Origin of the sequence: Prochlorococcus sp. MIT 1300 (assembly GCF_034092375.1) — a bacterium.
GTDB lineage: Bacteria > Cyanobacteriota > Cyanobacteriia > PCC-6307 > Cyanobiaceae > MIT-1300.
Genome location: NZ_CP139302.1, coordinates 941,454 through 966,559 on the forward strand (window position 1 = coordinate 941,454; position 25,106 = coordinate 966,559).

Sequence of the window (25,106 nt, forward strand, 5' to 3'; positions counted from 1 at the left end):
AAACTTACTTTTAAGAGGCATCATCTAGTGCCGATACTCCAGGGAGCACTTTCCCTTCAAGCAACTCTAGACTAGCCCCTCCGCCTGTAGAAATGTGTGACATCTTTTCAGCCAACCCTGCCTTTTCTACAGCAGCTACAGAATCTCCACCTCCAATAATCGTGCAACAGCCTTTTGTACCTATTTCAGCAAGAGTATTGGCTATAGCGTTAGTCCCAGCAGCAAACTTGTCAAATTCAAAGACTCCCATGGGACCATTCCAAATAACAGTTTGACAATCAGCTAAAGCATCTTGAAAAGCCTTCACTGAATCTGGTCCAATATCTAATCCCATCCAGCCATCTGGTATCGAATCAATTGAGGCAGTTTGACTATTTGCATCAGGGGAAAAGTTATCTGCCAAAATAACATCATTAGGTAGTAATAATTGAACACCTTTTGCTTTGGCCTTTTCTTCAAGCTCTTTAGCCAAATCAAGCTTATCTTCTTCAACTAGACTCTTGCCAACTGAAAGGCCACGTGCCTTATAAAAAGTAAATATCATCCCTCCTCCTATGAGGACCTTGTCACACTTATCTATCAAAGATTCAAGAACACCTATCTTACTACTTACTTTTGAGCCCCCAACAATTGCTGCTAAAGGGCGTTTGGGCTCATCAACAGCTCCTTGAAGGTACTGAAGTTCTTTCTCCATTAGATAACCAGCCACACTTGGACTCAGGAATTTGGCCACACCCTCAGTCGAGGCATGAGCTCTATGAGCTGCTCCAAAAGCATCATTCACATATACCTGTGCAAGGCTGGCAAGTTGCTTAGCAAAGTCAACATCATTCTTTTCTTCTTCCGCAAAAAACCTCACATTCTCCAAAAGCACTACATCTCCATCTTTCATCGAATTGACCTTTGACTGAGCATCACCACCAACACAGCTTTCTGTCTTAACAACCGGTTTTCCTAATAAATCACTCAATCGTGCAGCAACTGGTGTTAACCGCATAGCTTCATTAACCTTTCCTTTGGGACGGCCAAAATGAGCTGAAAGAATCACCTGTGATCCTTTCTCAACAAGATCTTGAATTGTCGGCAATGCTGCTCTAATACGAGTGTCATCAGTTATTAAGCCTGAATCGTTTAAAGGTACGTTGAAGTCAACTCGCACTAAGACACGCTTTCCGCGTAAATCAACTGCTTTAAGGCTAGACAGAGAGCGCTTGGCCATGAGAATTTTTGAGAACAATATCAAACGCGCTGAGACTAACCCTTGGGCGGAATTATTTGGAATAGCTGAAAGGAAGGCCAATCTTTCCAGACTGAGCTAGTAAGCAATTAAGTCCTGGCATAACAAGGATCTCAATGTTCGAAACCATTCTTTTCCCAATTGATCAGAGCAGGCAGGCTATTGAAACTGCTTGTAAAGCCTTAGAACTGGCTAGAAAAGATGGGAGCCACTTAACAATCCTTTCCGTTGTTGAGCCTGATAGCGCAGAAGTCAATACTTCTGAATCAGTTTCCGCACTTTTAGCAAGTGTTCGAGAAAAATTTGAACAAGGAGGCGTCTCATGTGATGCAATCGAACGCAAAGGTAAGCCTGCGTTTGTGATCTGCGATGTAGCTGATGAACTAAATGTAGATTTAATTATTATGGGAACAAGAGGGATCAATATCGAAGGCAAAACTGAAAGCACAGCTTCAAAAGTGATACAACTGGCACCATGTCCAGTTCTTGTAGTGCCGTGAGCACTCCAGCAATACAGTGGTATCCAGGCCACATAGCCAAGGCAGAGCAACAACTTAAATATCAACTTGAAAAAGTTGATCTAGTTATTGAAGTGAGGGATGCACGTATACCTATCTCAACATCTCATCCTCATCTCGATCGGTGGATTCAAAACAAGAAACATCTCCTAGTTATCAACCGTCGAGACATGATCACGCCTGAAGCAATGAAAGCTTGGGACGAATGGTTCCGCCATGAGACTCTCCTACAGCCTTGGTGGTGTGATGCAAAATCGGGAACAGGAACAAAGCAATTACTTCAAGCTGCAATCAAAGCAGGAAGTCAACTCAATCAACGCAGAATGAGACGGGGCATGCGCCCAAGAGCCGTAAGAGCTCTAACTCTCGGCTTCCCAAATGTTGGTAAATCTGCATTAATCAATCGACTAGTAGGTCAAAAAGTCGTAGCCAGTGCAAGAAAAGCTGGAGTTACCCGAAGTCTTCGCTGGGTACGTCTCGGGAAAGAGCTAGATCTGTTAGATGCTCCTGGGGTACTACCCCCTCGTCTAGACAACCAAAAGGCTGCTCTGAGGCTTGCTGTTTGTGATGACATTGGACAAGCTGCCTATGACGTGGAGTCAGTAGCTTTGGCATTTTTAAATTTATTGAGCTCCCTACCAGAAAGAAGCTTTAAAGGAGCTCCTCAAGTCGTTCTAGGGAACAGATACGGGGCTCCATATCCTCAAGAATCCGACCAAGTGCATCAATGGCTTATACAAGTTGCTGCCACCCATACATCGGGAGATACGGCAAGGATGGCTCAGAGGCTGCTTGATGACTTTAGAAAAACATTACTGGGGGCAATCTCCCTTGAATTGCCGTGAACCTCACAAACTCCCATCACACTGCCTTTGGAGAAGGAGAGGGACAACTACTCAAACTCCACTATCCAAAGCCATTGCCAATGAGATTAGATAGATGGCTAGTAAGCCAAAGGAAAGAACAAAGTCGAGCCAGGATTCAAAAGTTCATTACTGCCGGTTTTGTTCTTGTTAACGGCGTCACAGGTAAAGCCAAAACCCCTCTTCATCAAGGAGACGAGGTGTTGCTGTGGATGCCACCACCAGAACCCTTAGAACACCTCAAGCCTCAAGAAATGAAGCTAGATGTGCTTTTTGAAGACTCACATCTCATCGTGATCAACAAAACAGCTGGGCTGACAGTTCATCCTGCACCTGGTAATAAAGATGGGACCTTGGTAAACGGTCTCTTACATCACTGCAAAGATTTGCCAGGGATCGGTGGTGAACTTCGACCTGGGATAGTGCATCGGCTAGATAAAGACACGACAGGTTGTATTGTTGTCGCCAAAAGTCAAGAAGCACTAGTAAAACTACAACTTCAAATTCAAAAGAGAATCGCATCAAGAAACTACTTAGCCATAGTCCACGGGGCCCCGACAGAAGAAAAAGGAACAATTTCAGGGGCAATAGGACGCCATCCAATAGACCGAAAGAAATACGCAGTTGTTAATGAGGAAAAGGGTAGAAAAGCAATTACTCACTGGCATCTTATCGAGAGACTTGGTGATTATTCCCTACTAGGGTTTAAATTAGACACTGGAAGAACTCACCAAATCCGTGTACATTGTGCACACATAGGGCATCCTATTCTGGGAGACATTACTTATAGCCGCTGCAAAAAACTGCCAATACCTCTCAAAGGCCAAGTATTGCATGCAATAAAACTTGAATTAGATCATCCTGCAAATAAAAATCGAATGAAGTTCGAGGCTCCACTGCCTGAATATTTTCAACATTTGATTGACCTGTTACGCAAAAGATATCAATCAACCATTTACCAAAGGGACTCTAGGGCATGAGGCCAACAATTTCTGCGTAACCAAATTTCGAGGTGATTTAAGCACCAGATCTGCAGGCCCTTCTTCAACAACTTTGCCCTTATCTAAAACAATAATACGATGGCAAAAACTGGCTGCAACTACTAAATCATGGGTTATGAACAACACTGCCAAACCAAGCTCTTTCTGGATTTTCCCTAACAACCTTAATACATCCATTTGTATTATCGAATCCAACATACTTATACTTTCGTCGCAAATAAGGACTTTAGGATTTAGAGCCAATGCCCTTGCTATAGATACACGTTGCTGCTGACCACCTGAAAGTTCTCTAGGGAAACGATTCTGATATTCCTCAACTGGACTCAGTCCAACCTGTTCAAGAAGTTCGCGTGCTCTTTCCTTAGCTTGAACAACGCTACACAAATTGTGAATCAATAAAGGATCAGCTACTGCCTCCGCGATGGTCATCTTGGGATTCAGGCAAGCAGATGGATCCTGAAAGACCATCTGCAAAGCCATGCGAGCATTTCTCAAAGCCTTTCCCTTCAAACGAAATAAATCCTTGCCTAGAAGATTTACTCGCCCCCCTCTTAAAGGCTCAAGTCCTATCAAAGTTCTACAAAGGGTGCTTTTGCCGCAGCCCGATGCCCCTACTACTCCAAGACACTCGCCTGCATGAAGATCAAAAGTTACAACCTCAACTGCCTTGAACCATTTTGGGGCCCATGGCCAACCGCCCTGCGGATACCAACACCTCAGACCCTCCACTTCTAAAACAGTTCTGGAAGCATTTGCATTTGGTTTAGAAACAAAAATGCCTTCTCTCTCTCGTGCAGCCTTAACCAATCTCTTCGCAGTATCAGATTGAGGAGCTAAAAGAAGATCTTGAGTTTTGCTTTTCTCAACAACCTTGCCATTAGCAATTATTGCCAGTTGTTCACACCACCTATTAGCAATTGCCAAGTCATGCGTTATTAAAAGAAGCGCACTGCCCAGTTCAATGCATAAGCTCTTAAGTTCTAACATCACCTGATTGGCGACAGCAACATCAAGGCTGGTTGTGGGCTCATCAGCAATTACGAGAGAGGGACTTAAAGCAATCGCCAAAGCGATAGCAAGTCTCTGTCGCATACCACCACTAAATTCATGAGGATATGAATTAAATCGATTAGTCCCTATTTTGACTTTGTCTAGTAATTCCTGAGCTTTTCGCTCTCTCCAACTGCGGTCAGTTTCTGGCCGATGTCTACTCAAGGTGTCCAGAAGATGTTCTCCTGCGGTCATTAGAGGGTTCAAACGTGTCATTGGGTCTTGATAGACCAAGCCAATTGTTTGACCTCGTACTTTTCTTAGGTTGCTTTCTGTTATTGATCTGAAATCAATCCCCGCCACACAGACTTCTCCTTCACATTTAGAACCAGAAGGAAGAAGTCCTAAAAGAGTCCTCGCCAAAGTGCTCTTTCCACAACCAGACGGACCAGCTAAAGCCAGGCACTCTCCTTGCGAAACCTGCAAAGTCAAACCATCCAGGGTCCAATCAAGGTTCTTTGGATAGCGCACACGTAGCTGATTAATTTCTAGTAGCCGCCCTGAGGAATTGGGCATTATCTGTAGCAAGGGGTACTGGATCTGAATACCATAGATTTATCCGAAGGTTCGGATGCCAGATGTCACCTCTGCACCTGATTCCTCACAAGCCTATATGGTTTGTGAGGAATCAGGCTGTGATTCAACTGCAGAAGGTCCAACTCCAATCAAGGATATTGATGATTATGGGGTTCCTATCCCAACTTGGTTAAAAAATTGTCTTGAAAAGGTCCCACCTGAACTTGGCAAAAGTTGTCCAAGAGATTCAGATGCATTATTAGCAGCATCTTTTGACTTGGCCTTCCGGCTACATGAAGGGCAATTTCGTGCAAGTGGAGACCCTTACATTGTTCATCCCATTGCTGTAGCTGACTTATTAAGAGATATAGGAGCAAGTTCCAGCGTTATTGCAGCAGGTTTTCTGCATGATGTAGTTGAAGATACAGATGTAACTCCTCAGCAACTTGAGGAATATTTTGGTAGCGAAGTTCGTGGTTTAGTTGAAGGCGTCACAAAATTAGGAGGGATTCATTTCAATAATCGAACAGAAGCCCAAGCGGAAAATCTCCGCAAGATGTTTTTAGCAATGGCTAGTGATATCAGAGTAGTTCTTGTCAAACTAGCTGACAGACTGCACAACATGCGGACAATCGGATCCTTAAAATCTGACAAGCAGCAACGAATAGCTCGTGAAACGAGGGAAATCTACGCTCCGCTAGCAAATCGTCTTGGGATAGGCAGATTCAAATGGGAACTTGAAGATCTCGCCTTCAAACTGCTCGAGCCAGATGCCTTCCGAGAAATACAACAAGAAGTAGCGACGAAAAGAAGTAAGCGCGAAGAACGATTAGCCGTAACTGTTCAATTGTTAAAAGATCGACTTGCCTCTGCAGGACTTGAAAATTGCGACATTAGTGGACGACCTAAACATCTCTATGGAATTTGGAGCAAAATGCAACGGCAACAAAAAGCCTTTCACGAAATTTTTGATGTCGCGGCTCTAAGAATCATCGCTCCCAATGTAGAAAGTTGCTATAGAGCTTTAGCTGTGGTCCACGACACTTTTAGACCCATACCAGGCCGTTTTAAAGATTACATTGGGCTACCTAAACCAAACGGCTATCAGTCACTTCATACTGCAGTGATTGGTCGCCATAGGCCGATTGAAGTACAAATACGGACTCCTGAAATGCACCAAGTCGCCGAATTCGGGATCGCCGCTCATTGGAAATACAAAGAAGGTGGGTCCCCTGCTATAGGCGACACAGAACGCTTCAATTGGCTCCGCCAATTAGTTGAATGGCAACAAGAGGGAGGCAATGATGATCATAATGACTACTTAGCCTCAATAAAAGAAGATTTATTTGATGAAGAGGTATTTGTATTTACTCCAAAAGGCGATGTTGTCGGCCTACGCAAAGGGTCAACTGCAATCGACTTTGCTTATCGAATTCACTCAGAAGTAGGGAATCATTGTCATGGCAGTCGAATCAATGATCGCCTGTGTTCTTTATCAACTCTTCTTAAAAATGGTGATTTTGTAGAGGTTCTTACAAATAAGGCAGCTCATCCAAGTCTCGATTGGTTGAATTTTGTAGCCACACCTACCGCTCGAAATCGAATTCGACAATGGTACAAACGTAGTCATAGAGATGAAACCATACTCAGGGGCAAAGAATTATTAGAACGGGAGCTTGGACGGAGTGGGTTTGAAGCATTACTCACCAGTGATGCAATGACACGGGTATCAGAGCGATGCAACTTAAAAAGCACTGAAGATTTATTAGCTGCACTTGGATTTGGCGCTGTCACCCTTCAACAAGCATTAAATCGACTTAGAGAAGAAGTCCGACTAAATAGCGAACCCCCTCAACAAACCTTGAGCAATGATGATGTTGCCAAGAAATTAACTAATCAAAACGAAGCTAATCATTCTAAGCAAACTAATAGAGAGAATATTCCTATTCTTGGAGTTGAAGGACTGGACTATCGACTTGGAGGATGCTGCAGTCCATTGCCAGGCGAATTAATACTAGGCACTGTTGCACTGGGCAACCATGGGATAACCATTCATCGTCAAGATTGTCAAAACATACTGTCTACGCCGAGCGAACGTCGACTTCCAGTGCGCTGGAATTCAAGTAATGCCCTAGCGAATGAGCGCTTCCCCGTGCAATTAAGAATAGAAGCAATTGATCGAGTAGGAATTCTCAAGGACATCTTGATGCGCCTTTCAGATAGCGAAATAAATGTGAGCGATGCCCGCGTCAAAACTGCCTATAGCAAACCAGCGTGCATTGACCTCCGTGTAGAACTAAATAACGCAGAGCAATTGTCGAAAACGATCGATCAAATCAAATCTATAGCTGACGTGTTAGATATTGCTCGCACTGGGTTGAGCTAATCTTCATAGCCTGAATAATAGAAACATTTAAAATCTATGAGGCCCAAAAAATCAAAGTAGCAATTGACAACTTTTACATGATTAGCTCAAGAATATAATCATTAAACAACTAAATTCGTATAGAGAGACGAATCAATAAATCTTTCTTTGATTGACAATGTATGTTTGGAGGCTGCTAACTTCAATTTGTTTTCTTAAAAGCACGATATGAAATAACTCCAACAAAACCAGCAACAAAGCAACCTATTAAAGCTGACCCAAGCATCAGCCTTTGACTAAAAATCCAACCTTGATGCCAAAGGCTCTGAAAAGTAACCTCTCTAAGCTCAGGTAACGTTTCAGCCTCTCCAAGCACTGCACATCCAACTTTGTAGTTCAACCAATACAACGGCAAATAAGTCACTGGATTACTAATCCAAGTCCCTATTACAGCTAAGAGACGATTGCCATGGAAAATAGTAGCAAGAGAAAGACCTAATAAGGTCTGAAAACCAAATAGTGGGAAACAACCACTAAAGGCACCTAAGGCCAAGCCTATTGCACGCTCCACTGGTGTACCTTCTTGTTGCCACAACCAAACCAACCAACGACGAAACTTACGCCTCATTGCTCGAAGGGGAGGAACCATGAGAACCTCTAGGAATATTGCTACATGGTGTTTTGGATCGTAGTAAGGATTGAGGAATTAATCATCTATGGCTGATCCCACTGAAGAAACGATTGCAGCAATAGCTACGGCCTTATCTCCTAATGAAGGAGGAATTGCAGTGGTGAGAATATCCGGTCCAGATGCTGAAAAAATTAGCAAAGAAATCTTATCGATACCCGGAAAACAAATCTGGGCAAGTCATCACATTGTCTATGGGTATGTAACTGATCAAGACGGGAAAGATCATATAGATGAAGTATTGGTATTAATTCTGAAGTCACCGAGAAGCTTCACAGGAGAAGATGTCATCGAGATCCACTGTCATGGCGGGCTTGTCAATGTTGAACGTGTATTGCAACGAGTTCTTTCACAACCAGGAGTTCGTAGAGCTCTTCCAGGCGAATTCAGTAAGCGAGCTGTTTTAAATGGCCGCATTGATCTAACCAGAGCTGAAGCGATCAGCCAACTAATAGCTGCACGTAGTCAAAGAGCTGCACAACTAGCTATGACTGGCTTAGATGGAGGCATTCAAGCTCAAATTAACCCTCTCAGAGAACACCTACTTAACCAATTAAGCGAAATCGAGGCAAGGATTGACTTTGAAGAAGATCTACCTGCTCTCAATGAAATAGAAATACTAAGTCAACTAAACGAAGTTAAAGCTGGCCTTAGCAAGCTGATTGATGAAGCAAATAAAGGTCAAGTACTTCATAAAGGACTTCAAGTAGCCTTAATAGGTCTACCGAATGTTGGCAAAAGCTCGTTACTCAATCGTCTCTCTGGTCAAGAACGGGCGATCGTCACCTCCCATCCAGGTACAACAAGAGACTTACTTGAAAGTGCAATCATTTTACAAGGAGTGCCTATTACTTTGCTAGATACAGCTGGAATCCGAACGACTACTAATGCAATCGAAAAGGAAGGCATCAATCGTAGCCATCAAGCTTTAGGTAGTGCAGACGTTGTTGTCCTCATTTTTGACTTGTCGATTGGTTGGAGTGAAGAAGATGCTGCACTCTTAAGCAAGATTCCTATAGATGTTCCAAAGCTGATTGTAGGGAACAAATCAGATCTCAAAGCTTCTCCAAAACGATTCCCTAAGGGCACACAATCCTCGAGAATCCTGCCTGATATAAGGATTAGCGCACTTAACGGTGAAGGTGAAAAAGAATTTATAGATGCTCTCTTAAGGGCCTGTGGCGCATCAGATCTTAATGGAATTGTACTTGCTCTCAATGACAGGCAAAAGGACCTTGCTGCTCAAGCAATTGGTTCACTAGAAAAAATCCAACAAACCGCAGAAAATAGGTTGCCCTTAGATTTTTGGACAATTGACCTTCGTGAAGCGATACGGAGCTTAGGCGAAATAACTGGACAAGAGGTAACTGAAGAATTGCTAGACCGAATCTTTTCACGCTTCTGTATTGGTAAATGAACTAAAACTCAAAGCGAATCAGTCTGACACTTAATAAGCTCAATAAAACAACTCTTCAACAACCCAAAGTAGTGGATTTGCTTACCCCTGGATTAAACCGCCTTTTAGATACCTGGTTAGATGAAGATTTAGGGAGAGGAGATCTTACGAGCGTTGCCCTCAAAAACTTAGAAGGATCAGCTTATTGGATAGCAAAAGCAGAGGGAACCTTCTGCGGGGGACCATTCGTTGAACAGCTATTCAAAAAAGTGAATCAAGAAGTTCAAATAGAGCTGCTAGTCAAAGATGGAGAACCAGTCCTCACAAACCAACGTGTACTTGAACTTCACGGCCCCGCATCTGCTCTTGTTGCTGGTGAAAGAACAGCATTAAATCTAGCCATGAGACTTTCAGGCATTGCATCAGCAACTGCTGAGCTAGTAAAACAACTTGAAAGGACAAATGTACGACTTGCCGACACACGCAAAACGACTCCAGGTATGCGTTTACTCGAAAAATATGCCATCAGATGTGGAGGTGGCGTCAATCATCGTCTTGGTCTAGATGATGCAGCAATGCTCAAAGAAAATCACATAGCTTGGGCTGGAGGAATTCAGACCGCAATTGATGCAGTCAAAGCTTCGGCCCCATGGACATCTAAAGTAATAGTGGAAGCTGAAACCGCTAACCAAGCCAAGGAAGCTGTCCTCGCTGGTGCAGATGGAGTCCTCTTAGATGAATTTTCTCCTGAAGAACTTAAATTGCTTATACCAAAATTACGAGAACTGGCTAAAAGTCGTTCCTGCCCTTACACCTCTAAAGAAATTGTGATTGAGGCTTCAGGCATAAGAACCGATGAGCTCAAGGCTTTTGCTGCAACAGGAGTGGACTTGATTTCAACTAGTGCGCCAATTACCCGTAGCTCATGGCTGGATCTCAGCATGAGATTCGACCAATTTAAGTAATGCACCAAAATTGCTCATCAGTGATCACTAAAGTCCACACTTTTTACTGAGGTCGATCCACTCTCATGCTTACCCTTTCAACAACTCTAGGCAAGCAAGTAAAAACCGCCCTCCAGCAAGCCTTTCCTCAAGAGATTGAGGAGGCAAGGATTGCCGGAATATCTCTGGATCCGCAACTTGCCCCTGCCTCTAAGCCAGAGTTTGGTGACTTTCAAATCAATGGAGCACTCTCATTAGCAAAAGTAATTAAAAAACCTCCTCGACAAATCGCCCAAGCCATAGTGGAGGAGTTAATAACTGAAAAAAATTTTTTGAACATTTGCGAGCATCCAGAAATCGCAGGCCCAGGATTCATAAATCTCACTCTTCGACCAAATTACCTCGCTAAAGAAATCCAAACACGATTAAAAGATAAGCGCCTAGGTGTACCTGAAATAAGCAAAAAGAGGGCTCAAGAGGAACCCCAGTCAGTAATCATTGACTTTTCTAGCCCAAATATTGCCAAGGAAATGCATGTTGGGCATTTACGTTCAACCATTATTGGAGATTCGTTGGCTCGAATCCTTGAGTTTCGCGGACATAAGGTTCTACGAATAAATCACATAGGGGATTGGGGCACACAATTTGGGATGCTAATTACTCATCTAAAGGATGTGGCACCAACTGCACTTAACACTCCCGAAGCATTTGACTTAGGAGATTTAGTCACTTTATACAGAGAATCAAAAATACGTTTTGATTCTGATAAGGCTTTTCAAGCCAAATCGCGTGATGAAGTGGTAAAGCTCCAAAATGGTGACCCCATCTCAATTAAGGCCTGGCAGCTGCTATGTGATCAATCACGTAAAGCCTTTCAAAATATATATACAATTCTAGATATTCAACTAACAGAGCGAGGAGAGTCTTTCTATAACCCCTACCTGCGAGGAGTTATAGATGATCTACAAAGCTGTGGGATGCTCACTAAAGACGATGGAGCTAAATGTGTCTTCTTGGAAAGTGCAACCCAAAAAGGGCATAAGAAACCTCCCGTAATAGTTCAAAAGCGAGATGGAGGTTTTAATTATGCCACCACTGATCTTGCGGCTATTCGCTACCGGTTTGGAAAGCCACCAAAAGGAGATGGGGCACGTCGAATAATTTACGTAACCGATTCTGGCCAAGCCAATCATTTTGAAAGCGTTTTCGAAATAGCCAATCGAGCCAATTGGATTCCTAATGGAGGTGAATTACAGCACGTACCATTTGGTCTTGTCCTAGGAGAAGACGGGAAGAAACTCAAAACTCGCTCAGGAGATACCGTCAAGCTTCGGGATCTGCTAGACGAGTCAATATCAAGAGCGGAAAGAGATCTGCGATGCCGATTAAAGGATGAAAAGCGCAAGGAAGATGATTCATTCATCAAACATGTCTCAAAAACGATAGGTTTGGCTGCTGTCAAGTACGCCGACCTTAGTCAAAACAGAATTACCAGCTACCAGTTCAACTTTGATAGAATGTTATCTCTACAAGGTAATACTGCACCTTATTTACTATATGCAGTAGTAAGAATTGCGGGCATAATTAGAAAAGGAGGTGAGTGGAAAATATCTTCAGATGATATTTCTTTCGAGGAGCCACAGGAGTTAGCACTAATTAGACAATTGCTCAAATTTGATGAGATTATAGTAGAGGTTGAGCAAGATTTACTACCCAATCGTCTCTGCAATTACTTATTTGAACTGAGTCAAAGTTTTAATCGCTTCTATGACCAAATCCCCGTCATCAAAGCAAAAGATCCTACTCGCCAAAATCGTCTTAGCCTCTGTCTAATCACCGCAAATACCCTAAAACTCGGATTAAGTCTTCTTGGAATTCCCACATTAGAGCGAATGTAATGGATCTCGAACGCAAAAATTCTTTCAAGAAGTTCCCACCGCCAAGGAAGGAAGTTGAGGACTTAAAAAGTTACTCAGCTCCTGTAGAAGGCCGACGCAAACTTCTTAGACTTGATTTTAATGAAAATACCATTGGGCCAAGTCCGCTAGTAGTTCAGGCACTTCGCAATATTCCAGCCAATCAAATCGCCATATATCCAGAATACAATGGCCTCCGAGAGGCAATGGTTCAAAATTTAAATACAAAGAGGCCCTCCAGTAATTTAAACTCATCGCACATTGGCTTATTTAATGGAGTCGATGGGGCAATTCATGCAATCTTCCATGCTTATGGGGATCGTAAAGATCAACTTTTAACTACATCTCCCACCTTTGGTTACTACAAACCATGTGCTGAGATGCAAGGCATGAAAGTCAAAGCAATCCCTTATAAAAAAAAGAATTTCCTCTTCCCTGTAGATGAATTTAATGCGTTTCTAATAAAGAACAAACCTCGAATTTGCATGATCTGTAACCCTAATAATCCCACCGGGACAAGGCTCTCTCCTCAAAAAATAATTGAATGGGCAAATCGATCTTCAAATACACTTTTTGTAGTTGATGAATTATATGAAGCATTTACTAGCGACAGTCTTTTGTCTCAATTAGATTTTACGGCTTTTCCTAACATAGTAATCTTGCGTTCTTTTTCAAAAACGGCTGGATTGGCTGGGCTAAGGATTGGATTTGCAATAGGGAATTCTCAAGTAATTGAAAGAATTAATAGAGTGACTGGGCCTTATGACATTAATAGTTTTGCAGTGATAGCAGCATTTCAGGCCTTAAAAGATCAGGAATATATAGACACTTATGTTAAAGAAGTTTTGAAAGCTAAGAGTTGGATGATCAATCAACTAGAGAATAGTGGGGCAATTTATCACGCTGATGGAGGAAATTACTTGCTCATATGGCCTAATAGAAATCCTCAAGAAATTACTAAGTTATTAAAAAAGGATGGAATACTTATTAGAGATATGCAAGGCAAGCCACTAATCGAAGGGTCTTTAAGAGTAAGTATTGGAACTACTGAGCAAATGAAACAATTTTGGCAGGTATTTTCAAAGCATGAGATTCAATAATTCTTTCATAAATCATATAGTTAATGCCAGGACCAGCCTCTACGAATAGATCTGCTACAAACGAATTACATCTATAATTGTTTGGCTGGGCAAAGATTTAGGTACCCGGTATGTGTTGCCAACTTCCTGAATTTTTGTACCCTCCATTGCATCCAGAAAAGGCTTCAAACCTTGCTCAAGTTGACAATCTTTAGGTGCCTTCTCATTCCTCAAAAATTGAACTGGTATTACTCTACGAGGGTTCAACTCTTCAATAATCTTAGCTGCTTCTTGTGCATTAAATACTTTAGGGCCTCCACCTACGCCAATAATCAAAACATCAGATCTTGCCAAAAGTACTTTCATTTCGCTAGTCAAAGGCGCTGCTGTACCACCTAAATGGGCAAAAGTCAGTCCAGCCTGTTTCCAACGCCATACGGTTGCCTGGCCAAAACGTCTGCCCCCCAATCGATCATGAGGGAAAGCAAGTCCCTCAAGTTTCAACAACCCAACTCGATAAGAACCAGGTTGAGCAAGAAACTTCCCTTGAGCGACTTTGGCCCCCTCATCGGCAAGTTCTGAACTCGCAAGAATAACGTTGGCACTAATTCTTGGCTCAATTAAACCCTTTGCACATGCAACTGCTTTAAATGGATTAATTAGAACGGAGTGACCGCCGCCCTTAATCAATAAAGAGCTATGACCATAACTTTTAATAGTTACACCCTCTCTAACTGAACTCCACCAACTGGAAAAAAATATTCCAAAGCCAGAAGACACAACCAAAACCGCTGCTAAAGGAATTGGCTTACGCCCAAAATCTTTGAATTGTGAAGGGATCTCAGAAAAGGAGATTTTCCCAATAGCCTTTTGTAATCGATCAAACATGAATTTAGGCACGCAGAGTGAAGAAATCAAAGATGCTGATTATGTTGATCAGCTAAACGTAAAAAATTACTCAACATGTGATGACCTGATTGAGTTAAGACACTTTCAGGATGAAACTGAACTCCTTGTACATGTAGGTAATCACGATGCTGTAAGCCCATGATCGTCCCATCTTGCAGCCAAGCTGTTACCTCTAAACAGTCAGGCAAGCTTTTACGTTCCACAATCAAGCTGTGATATCTAGTGGCAGTAAGTGGTTTAGGTAAATCCAAAAATACACCCTGATTACTATGAAGAACCGGAGAAGTTTTCCCATGCATCAACTCATGAGCACGCACAACTTTACCCCCAAAAACTTGTGCCAAGGCCTGATGGCCTAAACACACTCCAAGAGTAGGTATCTTTGGCGAAAGTTTCTCTAACACATCCAAGCAAATTCCAGATTGATCTGGGTCTCCAGGACCAGGTGAGAGCAAAATCGCTTTAGGATTTAAAGTCTTTATCTGATTCAAAGAAAGCGCATCATTTCGCTCTACACGAACATCCTTAGCTAACGAATGAGATGTGGCCAACTCACCCAAATATTGGACAAGGTTGAATGTGAAACTGTCATAGTTGTCTATTACAAGAAGCATTGTAATTAAGGACTTGATAGACCAAGACGAATTAAGAAAGGAGGCAAAATCAACAGAAATCCAAGTAGCAAAGAGCTCATTGAAGCGAGTAAAACTGCTGCAGCTGCACAGTCTTTAGCAATTCGAGCCAAAGGGTGGAAACGAGGTCCGATAGCCAGATCGACCACAGCCTCTACAGCAGTATTAATTAACTCCAACACTAAAACAGCAGTTACAGTTAATACTATCAACGCCAAATTACTACTACTGAGTTGTAGCCATAAACAAAGTCCAAAAACACATAAACCTAAGAAAACATGGATCCGAAAATTCCTCTGACTATGAAAAGAATATTTCAGGCCTTGTGCTGCGTAACCGAAACTGGCTGGTAAGTCGCCAGAGACACGCCAAGAACCGCTTTTGCCTGACCGAGTTCTGTGCTTGGAAAATGTTTTGATTTCGTCTGACACCTAATTAATGGCTTTAGAGAACGTCACTAATCTCCGGGTCTCACACCCTGAATTAAACCATACCTTCAATATTCAAAAGATGCTCCTGACATGTCAGCATCTTTTGGAGACTTTCTTCATCTGGATGGTCCCAACCTAATAAGTGCAGCAATCCATGACTAACAAGCCAGCGAAGTTCTTCCACCAAATCATGATGATGCTCATGTGCTTGGCGCTGAGCCATAGGAACTGAGACAAAAATATCTCCAAGCTCCAGAAAGCCATCAAAAGGAACAAGCAGCTCCTGGTCTAATGCCGGGAAAGAAAGAACATCAGTTGATTGATTCTGTTGACGCCAAAATGAATTCAATTCAATCATTTTCTTATCATCTATTAACTCCAAACTCAAGCTAAGGTTTCTTGCCAAGAATAATACTTTAGGGCAATCATCTCTTTTATTTTCAAGCAAACTAATAATCCACTTCTTTATATCATATACCCAGGGCTCAGGATTGACTAAACGTATATTAGTACTAGAGCTAATATCACCAATAAGAAACAAGTCAGGGGCCGAATGAAAAGTAAGATCCACTTGAAGATCTATTTTCCCCAAATCATTTTGATCCATTAAATATACTATGGAAAGTTCGGACGACCAAACCAAGCAATGACCAATATGAACAATCCAAATCCAATTGCAGTCAGTGCAAAATGGGAGATACTCTGTTGCCCTTTTCGCACCATATTCCTCATCGCTAGCTTTACAAAACTTGGAGAAGGGCTCGCTGCCTTAGGAGAAGTTTCTTTAGATGAATTTTGTTCCATAATTAAAATTAGTTTTTAGAAGCCTCACCCGGAGTCTCGACCCCCTGGCGCAACAATGACTGAATAAATTGATCTAGCTCTCCATCCATAACTCCTTGAACATCAGTGGTCTCCTGGGAGGTCCGTAAATCTTTGACCATCTGGTAAGGATGAAAAACATAATTGCGAATTTGATTGCCCCAGGCAGCCTCAACAATATCCCCCCGAATATCAGCAATCTCTGCCGCTCGTTGTTCCTGAGCAATTACAAGCAATTTTGCCTTTAGAAGAGCCATTGCCTTCTCCTTATTTTGAAGTTGCGAGCGCTCCTGTGTACAACGGACAGCCAACCCAGTCGGCATATGCAATATTCTTACAGCAGTTTCAACTTTATTAACGTTCTGTCCACCTGCTCCTCCTGAACGACTCGTTGTAATTTCTAAATCTTTATCTGGAATATCAAGCTCTACCTCATCATCAAGCTTTGGCATAACTTCAATCCCAGCGAAGCTTGTTTGCCTTTTCCCATTTGCGTTAAAAGGTGAGATTCTTACTAGACGATGAGTACCCTTCTCATGCTGTAGATATCCATATGCATAACGTCCTTCTACCTCAATAGTCGCGCTTTTGATTCCCGCTTCTTCTCCCTCAGACAATTCATCTATGGTGACTTTCATATTGTGATCTTCAGCCCAACGGGTGTACATCCTCAAAAGCATTTGTGCCCAGTCCTGAGCATCTGTCCCCCCTGCTCCAGCATTAATTGATAAAACTGCACCTTCTTGGTCATAAGCCCCACTTAACAAACGTTCTAGTTCCCATAGATCAAGATCCTTTCCCAGCTTATCCAAGCCCAACTGCGCCTCTTCCAGCATCTCTTCATCAGGCTCAAAGTCATATAACTCAAGAGTTGCTTTTGCATCTTCAATAATTCTTTGCCAACCTGAAAACTGCTGTAACTGAGCTTTAACCTCATCCAGCTGACGCATTTGTTTTTGAGCATTTTTTTGGTCATCCCAAAAACCAGGCTGAGCAGCAAGTTGCTCTAAATCCTGCTGATGAGCCTTCAGCGCTGGCTCGTCAAAGACAGTCCTGAGCTTTGCTCAGGCGGTCAGTGAGCACGGAAAGATCTCGTTTGAATTCGATGAGGTCTGCCAAAGATTGAACTTCTTTGTTCAGATTTGACGCTATCAGGGTAATCAACCTGAATAGGATCATTAACTACTCGTTGCAAACCCATGCCAAAGATCGAAATCTATACATGGCAGTCATGCCCGTTTTGTATTCGAGCAAAGGCTTTACTTGAAAAGAAGGGGGCTATCTATGAGGAATATCGAATTGATGGTGATCAACAAGCCCGAATAGCTATGGCCAAAAGAGCTGAAGGCCGCACTAGCGTTCCGCAAATCTTTATCAATGATGAAGGTATCGGAGGTTGTGATGATTTGCATGCACTCGAAGAATCAAAGCAACTAGATGTCTTGCTTGAAATCGTTTAGTGAAACCATGCGACACCTCTTCGTAATTGACCCTCTAGATCAAATCAAACCCCTAAAGGATTCCACAGCAGCATTAATGCAAGCCACTCAAAGAGCCTCAATTGAGGTTTGGGCCTGCACGCCGGCTGATCTTCAAGCCCGAGGAGACGAGGGATGGGTCTCAGCGATGCATGTACTTACTGAGCCTTGGGTCAGTAAAAAAGAACAAAGAAATATGCCCTTAATAGACTTTGAATGTATCTGGATGCGAAAAGACCCTCCAGTAGATGAGGTTTACCTATATGCGACTCATTTACTTGAACTTGCAGAAAGGAATGGAGTAAAGGTTTTAAACAAGCCTTCTTCGTTGCGTGCTTGGAATGAAAAATTAGGTTCACTTCGCTTTAGCACTCTAATGGCACCAACTCTGGTTGCTAGCAGAGTGGAGCAGCTAGCTAATTTTGCCAAAGAACAAAAAGAAATAGTTTTGAAACCAATTGGGGGCAGAGCCGGACAAGGGGTAATTCGAATTAACTCAGAAGCTCCTGGTCTGGAAGCATTGCTTGAGTTAGTTACTGATCAAGAGAGGTTGCCAATTATGGCTCAGCGCTTTCTCCCAGCCGTTGTAGAAGGCGATAAACGGATCCTCTTGGTCAATGGCGAAGTCCTAGGAGCAATAAATCGCAGACCTAAGTCAGGGGACTTCAGAAGCAATCTCGCCGTAGGTGGCAATCCTGAGCCAACTCAACTCACTAAAAAAGAACAACTCATCTGCGATCAATTGTCGCCAGTTTTAAAACAGCACGGACTCTTTTTTGTTGGTATAGATGTTATTGGTGAAATTTTGAGTGAAATCAACGTAACAAGTCCTACTGGAATAAGAGAAGCAGAGTTATTTATGGAATCTCCTCTAGCAGACCATGTAATTAAATCACTAATCAATACTTTGAGATGAAGAAATTGGTTTGATATCAAATTGATCAGCCAAAACAGCTAATTTCAAAGAAACCTCGTCTAACTCCTTGTCTGGCAAAGACCCTCTAACTAATCCTGCCCCTGCAGTTAAATCAAGAATCTTTCCACGCATATTTCCACATCGAATAGCGACCCTAAGTTCACAATCCCCAGAGCTATCAATCCAACCAATAGGACCAGCGTAACCACCTCTTTCAAAAGGTTCTAACGTACGAAGCCATGACATTGCCTCTTTTCGAGGTAAACCAGCGACTGCTGGAGTTGGATGCAATGCATCTGCTAAACCAAGAGGCTTATACCCATCTGCTTGAGCTGTAATTGGGGTGTGAAGATGAATTAAACGCCCATGCTTCGCCAATTGAGGCATACGTGTACGAAAAGGCCTAATTCCTTGAGCAACAAGCTGGTCAATTATTGAAGTCACAACAAGTTCATGCTCTCTTAAATCCTTATCCGAACTAAGCAATTCCTCACCATTATCAAAGGCAGTTGCCGTTCCAGCCAAAGCATCACTACATAAACGGCCTCTGCGAAGACTTAGAAGTCGTTCTGGTGAAGCTCCAAAAAAAGCCTCTGTAGCATTTTGCTGCCACAAAAAACGACAACTCCCCGCCTGTTGAGAACGCAATCTAGCAAGCAAATTAAGAGGCTCTAAAGAGTCCGACAACTCAATTGATTGACGAACAGCAAGTACTAATTTATGAAGCTGATTTGTATTAACTAATTCAATTCCACGTGCAAGCGCAGGTCTATAACATTTCTGCCATTCGTTTGTTCCTGAACTAATTACTGGAACAGAACCATTTGAAAATGATTCAGGTAAATCACTGGAATTGGCATTAACGAGACATTGGCTCATCATGCAGAGCTCTTCAGCAAGCTCCCTTGCTTCAGCCTCTTGAGTGACTACACCATTAAGTCTTAACCATGCAAATCGTCCTTGGCGACTCAATTGCCATCGTGGTAATACACAATGAACTGAAGGAGGGACTCCTTCAGTTCTCAACCTTTCTGCCGTGTATTCAAAAAACGAAAAAGCAAGCATTATCCGTGGGCGGGCCTGTGCTGGAGCCTCTGGATTTACATCCGTAATCCGTCCCAATGTGTTATCGGCAAATTTTTGGGCAGCAGCAAATCTTCTAGGTCCAACAAGATCTAATTGCTGGCACACCCCAGCCGCAGCAATAGTTAGCCCTGGGGCCCCATCCCAAAGGAACCTAAAGGAATTTTCTACAGCTATCAAAGGCAAATGGTGGAGCGGATCAATCCCTTGAAGCCGCAACGCAAGGCTTAAAACACCTTCTTCACTATCCCTCTCTCGCCAGCCCTTAGCTGCCGAGGTCACAATATTGCTGAAATGGCTACCAGCTGTCATCCGATTCGCGAGGTAATCGCAAGGACTTCTCAAATGTATAAACCGTACTTACTTGCATAGGGGGCTCAATTCCATGCGAAAGCACCAGGCTGTTGCAACCCTTTACGCCAGCAGCACTAATCGACGCACCCTTTGGAAGGCAGCGATCAAATGGCCGCTTTACTCAGTCGCTGTTATGCCAGTGCTTTTGGCTGCTGGATGGAGACTTGGAGCCAGACAAGAAGTCAGATTCGATCAATTAATTGGTTTTCTTCTAGCTTCAGTACTGCTTTTACTTTGGGAAAATCTTACAAATGACCTATTTGATGCCGACACAGGCATAGATCAAGACTCAAAACCTCACTCAGTAGTCGCATTAGTTGGATCAAAAGAGCCAGTACGTTTCTTGGCATATATCTCCCTCACCCTAGGTCTGCTGATAATACTTTTTTTGGCTTTGCGAAGTAATTCTTCTGTGGTGGTACTAGTTTTTATCAGTTGTTTCCTTGGTTATCTATACCAAGGCCCTCCCTTTCGTTGGGGATATAAAGGACTAGGTGAGCCACTTTGCTGGCTCGCCTTCGGGCCTTTTGCTACAGCAGCTTCACTATTGGTAGTAGCTCCCAAATTGGATTATGGCCAAAATATTCCATGGGGGCGAGCTTTAACTCTTGGGACAGGGCCAGCACTAGCTACGACATTGGTACTTTTTTGTTCACATTTTCATCAAGTTGCAGAAGATGCTGCACATGGGAAAAAATCTCCATTAGTGCGTTTAGGTACTCGCAAAGCCGCCAATCTTGTACCTTGGTTAATAGTCCTAACATTATTATTTGAATTTGTACCTGTGCTTCTTGGGACATGGCCAATTACTGCTCTTCTAGGAATTGTTGGCCTACCTGCTGGACTATCTCTAATTCGATTACTAAATCGATATCATAATCAACCTGAAAAGACATATATCAGCAAGTTTTTTGCCTTGCGTTTTCAAGCCCTTAATGGCATAGGGTTAAGTATTGGACTAGCAATTGCACCTCTGTTTAACATTGAAGTAGCGAGTCTAAGCTAAGTGTATGGAAGTCAATATTCAATCAAAACCTTTCTCTTTTCAACTTATAAAAAAATTAAAAACCTCACAAGGATTTCTTAAATTCAGGCGCGGCTTTTTACTTAGATTAGAGACCAGTTCTGGTCAATCTGGCTGGGGGGAAGTCTCACCATTTCAACCCAATGAACTCAGAGAGTGCAAAGAACTACTAACATTGATTGGTAAAAAGACTTCGCGTTCTAACTTAGAGAGTCAAATCAGTCAATTACCTGGAAGCTTAGCTTTTGGCATTGGAGCAGCTCTAGCAGAAATAGATCATTTTAATGGGGGCAAGGCTAAAGGCAATTGGTTAAAGGCACCAAGATCTGCAGTATTACTCCCAGACCCAGAAAAGCTTCTAGATGTAATTCACTCAACTATTTCGAAGTCACAAAAAGAAGATTATGCACCTACATTCAAATGGAAAGTCGGAATTAGGTCAAATTCTGAAGAACAAGAACTTCTAAATGAAATCCTGAGCTGCTTACCCTCGAATGCAAAGTTGAGGTTAGACGCCAATGGTGCATGGAATCGCAAAACAGCATATCAATGGGTTAATTCTCTAATCAATCAACCATCAGTCGAATGGCTTGAACAACCTTTACCAACTCTTGATATTGAGGGACTATTGAAACTATCTCAAAAGATTCCCATTGCTCTAGATGAATCCTTAACTACTGATAAATCACTTATTAAATCTTGGAAATCATGGCAAGTTCGCAGACCCATCTTAGAGGGAGACCCAAGAAAACTACTACAAGAATTGGAAGCCAGATCTTCTCACAAAATGTTAAGTACATCATTCGAGACTGGCATAGGGCAACGTTGGGTGCATCATCTATCAGCTTTACAACAACAAGGACCTACGCCTACTGCACCGGGTTTAGCAGAAGACTGGTTTCCAGATAATGATCTATTCAGTTCAAACCCAATTACTGTTTGGGAGGCTGCATGAAGAATTTAATTTCTCTACCATGTCAACCTATTGAATACAAAGATTGTGCTTTAAGCCTTTATAAATCAATTAATGAAGGGCTTTGGGTTCAACTAATGCCCGACTCACATCAGCAAGCGACTTTATTACCTCAAAAGATTTCCCTTCAAGGGCCTGGTGTGGCCATCCAAAGTGGCGGAAGTAGCGGTGGAAAACATTACTGTTTTCAGCCAATTGATCACCTCAATCAATCAGCCTTAGCGACTTCTGAATGGCTTAAATTGCAAGGGATAGAACCCCAAAATTGTATTATTCTTAACCCCTTACCCCTTCACCATATAAGTGGATTAATGCCTTGGTGGAGAAGCCAATGCTGGAAATCTGAACACATTTGGCTACTCCCAAAAGCAATGCGAGATCCAGTCTTAATAAAGGAAATAATCCACAATCTGAATTCAAAGCCAATATTAATCTCTCTTGTACCTACTCAACTTAAACGCTTACTATCTCATAAAATAGGAATAAATTTATTAAAACTGTGCGATATTATTTGGGTTGGAGGTGCACATCTAAACGAATCCATTGCAAAATTTGCGAGAACACAATCTATTCGGTTAGCACCCTGTTATGGGGCAACAGAAACAGCAGCAATGATTACAGCAATGCATCCCCAAGACTTTTTAAAAGGAGAATCTGGCTGTGGCTCGCCATTAGGCGACATAGACTTAACGATAGGAGAAAATAACTCACTGAAAATAAAAACATCACGGCTCGCTGTAGCTCGCTGGAGCCCTCAAGGGATCGAAAGAATTACGAATAAAGAAGGATGGTGGCAGTCTGGAGATTCTGCTCAAATTATTAATCTCAGCAAAAAAAAATGTCTAATAGTTAAAGGTCGGCTAGACAATGCGATTAATTCTGGTGGCGAAACAATTTTCCCCGAACAATTAGAAGAAAAACTACTTGGCAAATCAAAAAAGGCTGGTTTAAAACTTGAAAGCGTATTACTTCTCCCTATTAAAGATGATGAATGGGGAGAAAGAATTGTCGCACTAATTCGATGGGAACCAACAATCTCTCCCAACGAATTGGAAAGATCTTTCCGTTCCCTCCAAAATATTGTCGCCAAATGGATGAAGGCCGAACAACCTGTTGCTTGGCATAATTGTCCTGAATTATCGCCTAACAAATCAGGCAAATGGGAACGGAATAAATGGCTAGAATGGTTAAAGCTGAAAAGCTAAGTCTTTCATCAATAGAAAGCTTTTTAAACCGGTCTAGGCCCATCGAATAAGGATGATGCTTCCAGCCAAAGGTCAATCTCATGGGGCAAAGTAGACCTATGTCTTGTCTTGCTATCAATAGCCACATGGCGAAGAACAACCTCCGCAACTAATTTCTCTTCTATGCAAAACTTTGTTTGAACTCCAAAACAACTTTTATCTAATTTCTCAGGTCTCAAATCCACAATCAACTGGTCACCAGCTTGAATTGGATGTCGAAAGTCTGCATGACAATGAATAATTGGAAGGCTGACTTTTAATCCTTCAGGTTTGTTACTTAAGCAAGGAAAGATATTACTTGAGGATAAACCATACTTTTGAAGGCTCTCTTCCCAGGACTCATGTGCCCAACGGAAAAGTTGGTGAAAATGAACTACACCTGCCCCATCGCTATCGCCAAAGCGAACATCCCTTCGAAAACTCAACCAATCAATTTGATGTTTTGAATCCACCTCAAATTTCAACGATCAACTGAACCCATTATCACATCAATAGATCCCAGTATTGCCATTATATCTGCCACCTTATTACCCTTCAAAATATGAGGGAGAATCTGCAAGTTATTTAAATCTGCGGCGCGAATTTTAAAACGCCAAGGAGTAACATCATTATTACCCTGTAAAAAGACACCTATCTCCCCTTTCCCCGACTCCAAACGAGTATAAAGCTCTCCGTTTGGAATTTTAAAAGTGGGAGCAACCTTTTTCGCTACGTACTGATAATCAAACTCTGAGAATATACTTTTCTTTCCTTCTGCTATTCGTCTAGCTTCCAGATTTTCAGTAGATCCTCCAGGAATCATTTCACAAGCTTGACGGAGAATCTTTAAAGATTGGCGCATTTCTTCCATTCTTACTCGGTATCTGGCATAACAATCTCCTTCATTTGCAATAGCAACATCCCAGTCAAAGTCGTCATAACACTCATAGTGGTCTACTTTTCTTAGGTCCCAGGGCACACCAGAGGCTCTAAGCATTGGTCCTGACAAGCTCCAGTTGATAGCTTGTTCAGTAGTAATAGTGCCTAAACCCTCAATACGCCTTCGAAATATTGGATTATTAGTAATTAACTTTTCATACTCATCAATCTTTGGCCCAAACCAATCACAAAAGTCCTTACATTTTTCTAGCCAACCCCAAGGGAGGTCACAAGCAACTCCACCTATCCGAAAATAGTTATTGTTAATTAACCTTTGGCCAGTCGCTGCCTCCCAAAGATCATAGATCATTTCCCTTTCTCGAAAAATATAAAAGAATGGAGTTTGAGCACCAACATCCGCCAAAAAAGGACCTAGCCATAGCAAATGATTAGCAATCCTATTTAACTCAAGCATCAGTACTCGGATATAACTAGCTCGTTTAGGCACAGGAATATTTGCCAGTCGTTCCGGAGCATTGACTACTATCGCCTCATAAAACATGCCTGCCGCATAGTCCATACGGCTCACATATGGCACAAACATTACATTTGTTCTGTTCTCGGCAATTTTTTCCATCCCTCTATGGAGATAGCCAATTACAGGTTCGCAATCAACCACATCTTCCCCATCAAGAGTCACCACCAACCTCAATACACCATGCATCGAGGGATGATGGGGGCCAAAATTGACCACCATGGGCTCCGTTCGAGTTTCAAGCTGCGTCATTACGCCTTGATAAAAAGAGCAT

25 protein-coding genes are annotated in these 25,106 nt (G+C 42.4%); 13 read left to right on the forward strand and 12 right to left on the reverse strand.

Annotated features, from left to right (window positions below):
• Window positions 1-10 precede the first annotated feature (10 nt).
• Window positions 11-1,219 (reverse strand): phosphoglycerate kinase, encoded by a 1,209-nt coding sequence (locus SOI83_RS05010; protein ID WP_320675518.1) that lies wholly within the window; start codon window positions 1,217-1,219, stop codon window positions 11-13.
• Between the two features lie 134 nt (window positions 1,220-1,353).
• Here SOI83_RS05010 and SOI83_RS05015 point away from each other — a divergent pair, with 134 nt between their 5' ends.
• Genes SOI83_RS05015 through SOI83_RS05025 form a run of 3 tightly spaced genes read left to right on the forward strand, consistent with a single transcriptional unit; the run spans window position 1,354 to window position 3,598 of the window.
• Window positions 1,354-1,737: a universal stress protein gene (locus tag SOI83_RS05015; RefSeq protein ID WP_320675519.1), complete on the forward strand. Its 384-nt coding sequence runs from the start codon at window positions 1,354-1,356 to the stop codon at window positions 1,735-1,737.
• The gene (gene ylqF, locus SOI83_RS05020; RefSeq protein WP_320677654.1) at window positions 1,734-2,600 is read left to right on the forward strand and encodes a ribosome biogenesis GTPase YlqF; all 867 of its coding nucleotides are present in this window, start codon (window positions 1,734-1,736) and stop codon (window positions 2,598-2,600) included. The genes SOI83_RS05015 and ylqF overlap by 4 nt, the downstream gene beginning before the upstream one ends.
• A complete protein-coding gene (locus tag SOI83_RS05025) occupies window positions 2,597-3,598 on the forward strand; it encodes an RluA family pseudouridine synthase (protein WP_320675520.1) in 1,002 nt (333 codons plus the stop codon). The genes ylqF and SOI83_RS05025 overlap by 4 nt, the downstream gene beginning before the upstream one ends.
• On the opposite strand, the gene SOI83_RS05030 is transcribed toward SOI83_RS05025, so the two are convergent.
• The gene (locus SOI83_RS05030; protein WP_320675521.1) at window positions 3,566-5,185 is read right to left on the reverse strand and encodes an ABC transporter ATP-binding protein; all 1,620 of its coding nucleotides are present in this window, start codon (window positions 5,183-5,185) and stop codon (window positions 3,566-3,568) included. The two genes, SOI83_RS05025 and SOI83_RS05030, sit on opposite strands and share 33 nt — an antisense overlap.
• A gap of 55 nt (window positions 5,186-5,240) precedes the next feature.
• On the opposite strand from SOI83_RS05030, the gene SOI83_RS05035 reads away from it, so the two are divergent.
• The gene (locus tag SOI83_RS05035) at window positions 5,241-7,571 is read left to right on the forward strand and encodes a bifunctional (p)ppGpp synthetase/guanosine-3',5'-bis(diphosphate) 3'-pyrophosphohydrolase (RefSeq protein WP_320675522.1); all 2,331 of its coding nucleotides are present in this window, start codon (window positions 5,241-5,243) and stop codon (window positions 7,569-7,571) included.
• Window positions 7,572-7,752: 181 nt separating this feature from the next.
• Here SOI83_RS05035 and SOI83_RS05040 read toward each other — a convergent pair whose 3' ends face one another.
• Window positions 7,753-8,178, reverse strand: coding sequence for a DUF2062 domain-containing protein (locus SOI83_RS05040; protein WP_320675523.1), 426 nt, complete (start codon window positions 8,176-8,178; stop codon window positions 7,753-7,755).
• A gap of 88 nt (window positions 8,179-8,266) precedes the next feature.
• Here SOI83_RS05040 and mnmE point away from each other — a divergent pair, with 88 nt between their 5' ends.
• The 4 genes from mnmE to SOI83_RS05060 all read left to right on the forward strand — a co-directional run bounded on the left by mnmE (window position 8,267) and on the right by SOI83_RS05060 (window position 13,594).
• Window positions 8,267-9,655 carry a tRNA uridine-5-carboxymethylaminomethyl(34) synthesis GTPase MnmE gene (gene mnmE, locus SOI83_RS05045; protein WP_320675524.1) on the forward strand — a complete coding sequence of 463 codons (1,389 nt, stop codon included), beginning with the start codon at window positions 8,267-8,269 and terminating at the stop codon, window positions 9,653-9,655.
• Window positions 9,656-9,726: 71 nt separating this feature from the next.
• Complete coding sequence (gene nadC, locus SOI83_RS05050; RefSeq protein ID WP_320675525.1) at window positions 9,727-10,599, forward strand: carboxylating nicotinate-nucleotide diphosphorylase; 873 nt, start codon at window positions 9,727-9,729, stop codon at window positions 10,597-10,599.
• Window positions 10,600-10,664: 65 nt separating this feature from the next.
• Window positions 10,665-12,476, forward strand: a complete 1,812-nt coding sequence (gene argS / locus SOI83_RS05055) for an arginine--tRNA ligase (protein WP_320675526.1) — start codon at window positions 10,665-10,667, stop codon at window positions 12,474-12,476.
• Window positions 12,476-13,594, forward strand: a complete 1,119-nt coding sequence (locus SOI83_RS05060) for a histidinol-phosphate transaminase (RefSeq protein ID WP_320675527.1) — start codon at window positions 12,476-12,478, stop codon at window positions 13,592-13,594. The genes argS and SOI83_RS05060 overlap by 1 nt, the downstream gene beginning before the upstream one ends.
• Before the next feature lie 54 nt (window positions 13,595-13,648).
• Here the strand turns inward: SOI83_RS05060 and SOI83_RS05065 are convergent, their stop codons facing one another.
• The 6 genes from SOI83_RS05065 to prfB all read right to left on the reverse strand — a co-directional run bounded on the left by SOI83_RS05065 (window position 13,649) and on the right by prfB (window position 17,486).
• Window positions 13,649-14,461 carry an MBL fold metallo-hydrolase gene (locus SOI83_RS05065; protein ID WP_320675528.1) on the reverse strand — a complete coding sequence of 271 codons (813 nt, stop codon included), beginning with the start codon at window positions 14,459-14,461 and terminating at the stop codon, window positions 13,649-13,651.
• Window positions 14,462-14,487: 26 nt separating this feature from the next.
• The gene (locus SOI83_RS05070; RefSeq protein WP_320675529.1) at window positions 14,488-15,096 is read right to left on the reverse strand and encodes an aminodeoxychorismate/anthranilate synthase component II; all 609 of its coding nucleotides are present in this window, start codon (window positions 15,094-15,096) and stop codon (window positions 14,488-14,490) included.
• 5 nt (window positions 15,097-15,101) lie between these two features.
• On the reverse strand, window positions 15,102-15,545 hold the full coding sequence (locus tag SOI83_RS05075; protein WP_320675530.1) for a diacylglycerol kinase family protein: 444 nt from the start codon (window positions 15,543-15,545) through the stop codon (window positions 15,102-15,104).
• 52 nt (window positions 15,546-15,597) lie between these two features.
• Window positions 15,598-16,152: an rRNA maturation RNase YbeY gene (ybeY, locus tag SOI83_RS05080; RefSeq protein WP_320675531.1), complete on the reverse strand. Its 555-nt coding sequence runs from the start codon at window positions 16,150-16,152 to the stop codon at window positions 15,598-15,600.
• A gap of 8 nt (window positions 16,153-16,160) precedes the next feature.
• On the reverse strand, window positions 16,161-16,349 hold the full coding sequence (locus tag SOI83_RS05085) for a DUF3285 domain-containing protein (RefSeq protein WP_320675532.1): 189 nt from the start codon (window positions 16,347-16,349) through the stop codon (window positions 16,161-16,163).
• Window positions 16,350-16,357: 8 nt separating this feature from the next.
• Window positions 16,358-17,486 (reverse strand): peptide chain release factor 2 gene (prfB, locus tag SOI83_RS05090; protein ID WP_320675533.1). Its coding sequence is split into 2 segments (ribosomal slippage): window positions 16,358-17,410 and window positions 17,412-17,486, totalling 1,128 coding nucleotides; the frame shifts between segments, so codons are not numbered across the junction.
• A gap of 80 nt (window positions 17,487-17,566) precedes the next feature.
• On the opposite strand from prfB, the gene grxC reads away from it, so the two are divergent.
• The gene (gene grxC / locus SOI83_RS05095; RefSeq protein ID WP_320675534.1) at window positions 17,567-17,827 is read left to right on the forward strand and encodes a glutaredoxin 3; all 261 of its coding nucleotides are present in this window, start codon (window positions 17,567-17,569) and stop codon (window positions 17,825-17,827) included.
• Between the two features lie 7 nt (window positions 17,828-17,834).
• Window positions 17,835-18,761, forward strand: a complete 927-nt coding sequence (gene gshB, locus SOI83_RS05100) for a glutathione synthase (protein ID WP_320675535.1) — start codon at window positions 17,835-17,837, stop codon at window positions 18,759-18,761.
• Here gshB and SOI83_RS05105 read toward each other — a convergent pair.
• Complete coding sequence (locus tag SOI83_RS05105; RefSeq protein WP_320675536.1) at window positions 18,741-20,156, reverse strand: isochorismate synthase; 1,416 nt, start codon at window positions 20,154-20,156, stop codon at window positions 18,741-18,743. The two genes, gshB and SOI83_RS05105, sit on opposite strands and share 21 nt — an antisense overlap.
• A gap of 73 nt (window positions 20,157-20,229) precedes the next feature.
• Here SOI83_RS05105 and menA point away from each other — a divergent pair, with 73 nt between their 5' ends.
• Genes menA through SOI83_RS05120 form a run of 3 tightly spaced genes read left to right on the forward strand, consistent with a single transcriptional unit; the run spans window position 20,230 to window position 23,400 of the window.
• The gene (gene menA, locus SOI83_RS05110) at window positions 20,230-21,204 is read left to right on the forward strand and encodes a 2-carboxy-1,4-naphthoquinone phytyltransferase (RefSeq protein WP_320675537.1); all 975 of its coding nucleotides are present in this window, start codon (window positions 20,230-20,232) and stop codon (window positions 21,202-21,204) included.
• Window positions 21,205-21,208: 4 nt separating this feature from the next.
• Window positions 21,209-22,177 (forward strand): o-succinylbenzoate synthase, encoded by a 969-nt coding sequence (locus tag SOI83_RS05115; protein WP_320675538.1) that lies wholly within the window; start codon window positions 21,209-21,211, stop codon window positions 22,175-22,177.
• On the forward strand, window positions 22,174-23,400 hold the full coding sequence (locus SOI83_RS05120) for an AMP-binding protein (protein WP_320675539.1): 1,227 nt from the start codon (window positions 22,174-22,176) through the stop codon (window positions 23,398-23,400). The genes SOI83_RS05115 and SOI83_RS05120 overlap by 4 nt, the downstream gene beginning before the upstream one ends.
• Before the next feature lie 23 nt (window positions 23,401-23,423).
• Here the strand turns inward: SOI83_RS05120 and SOI83_RS05125 are convergent, their stop codons facing one another.
• Window positions 23,424-23,891, reverse strand: coding sequence for an acyl-CoA thioesterase (locus tag SOI83_RS05125; protein WP_320675540.1), 468 nt, complete (start codon window positions 23,889-23,891; stop codon window positions 23,424-23,426).
• An 8-nt stretch (window positions 23,892-23,899) separates the two neighbouring features.
• A complete protein-coding gene (locus SOI83_RS05130; RefSeq protein WP_320675541.1) occupies window positions 23,900-25,084 on the reverse strand; it encodes an NAD(P)H-quinone oxidoreductase subunit H in 1,185 nt (394 codons plus the stop codon).
• Between the last annotated feature and the right edge of the window lie 22 nt (window positions 25,085-25,106).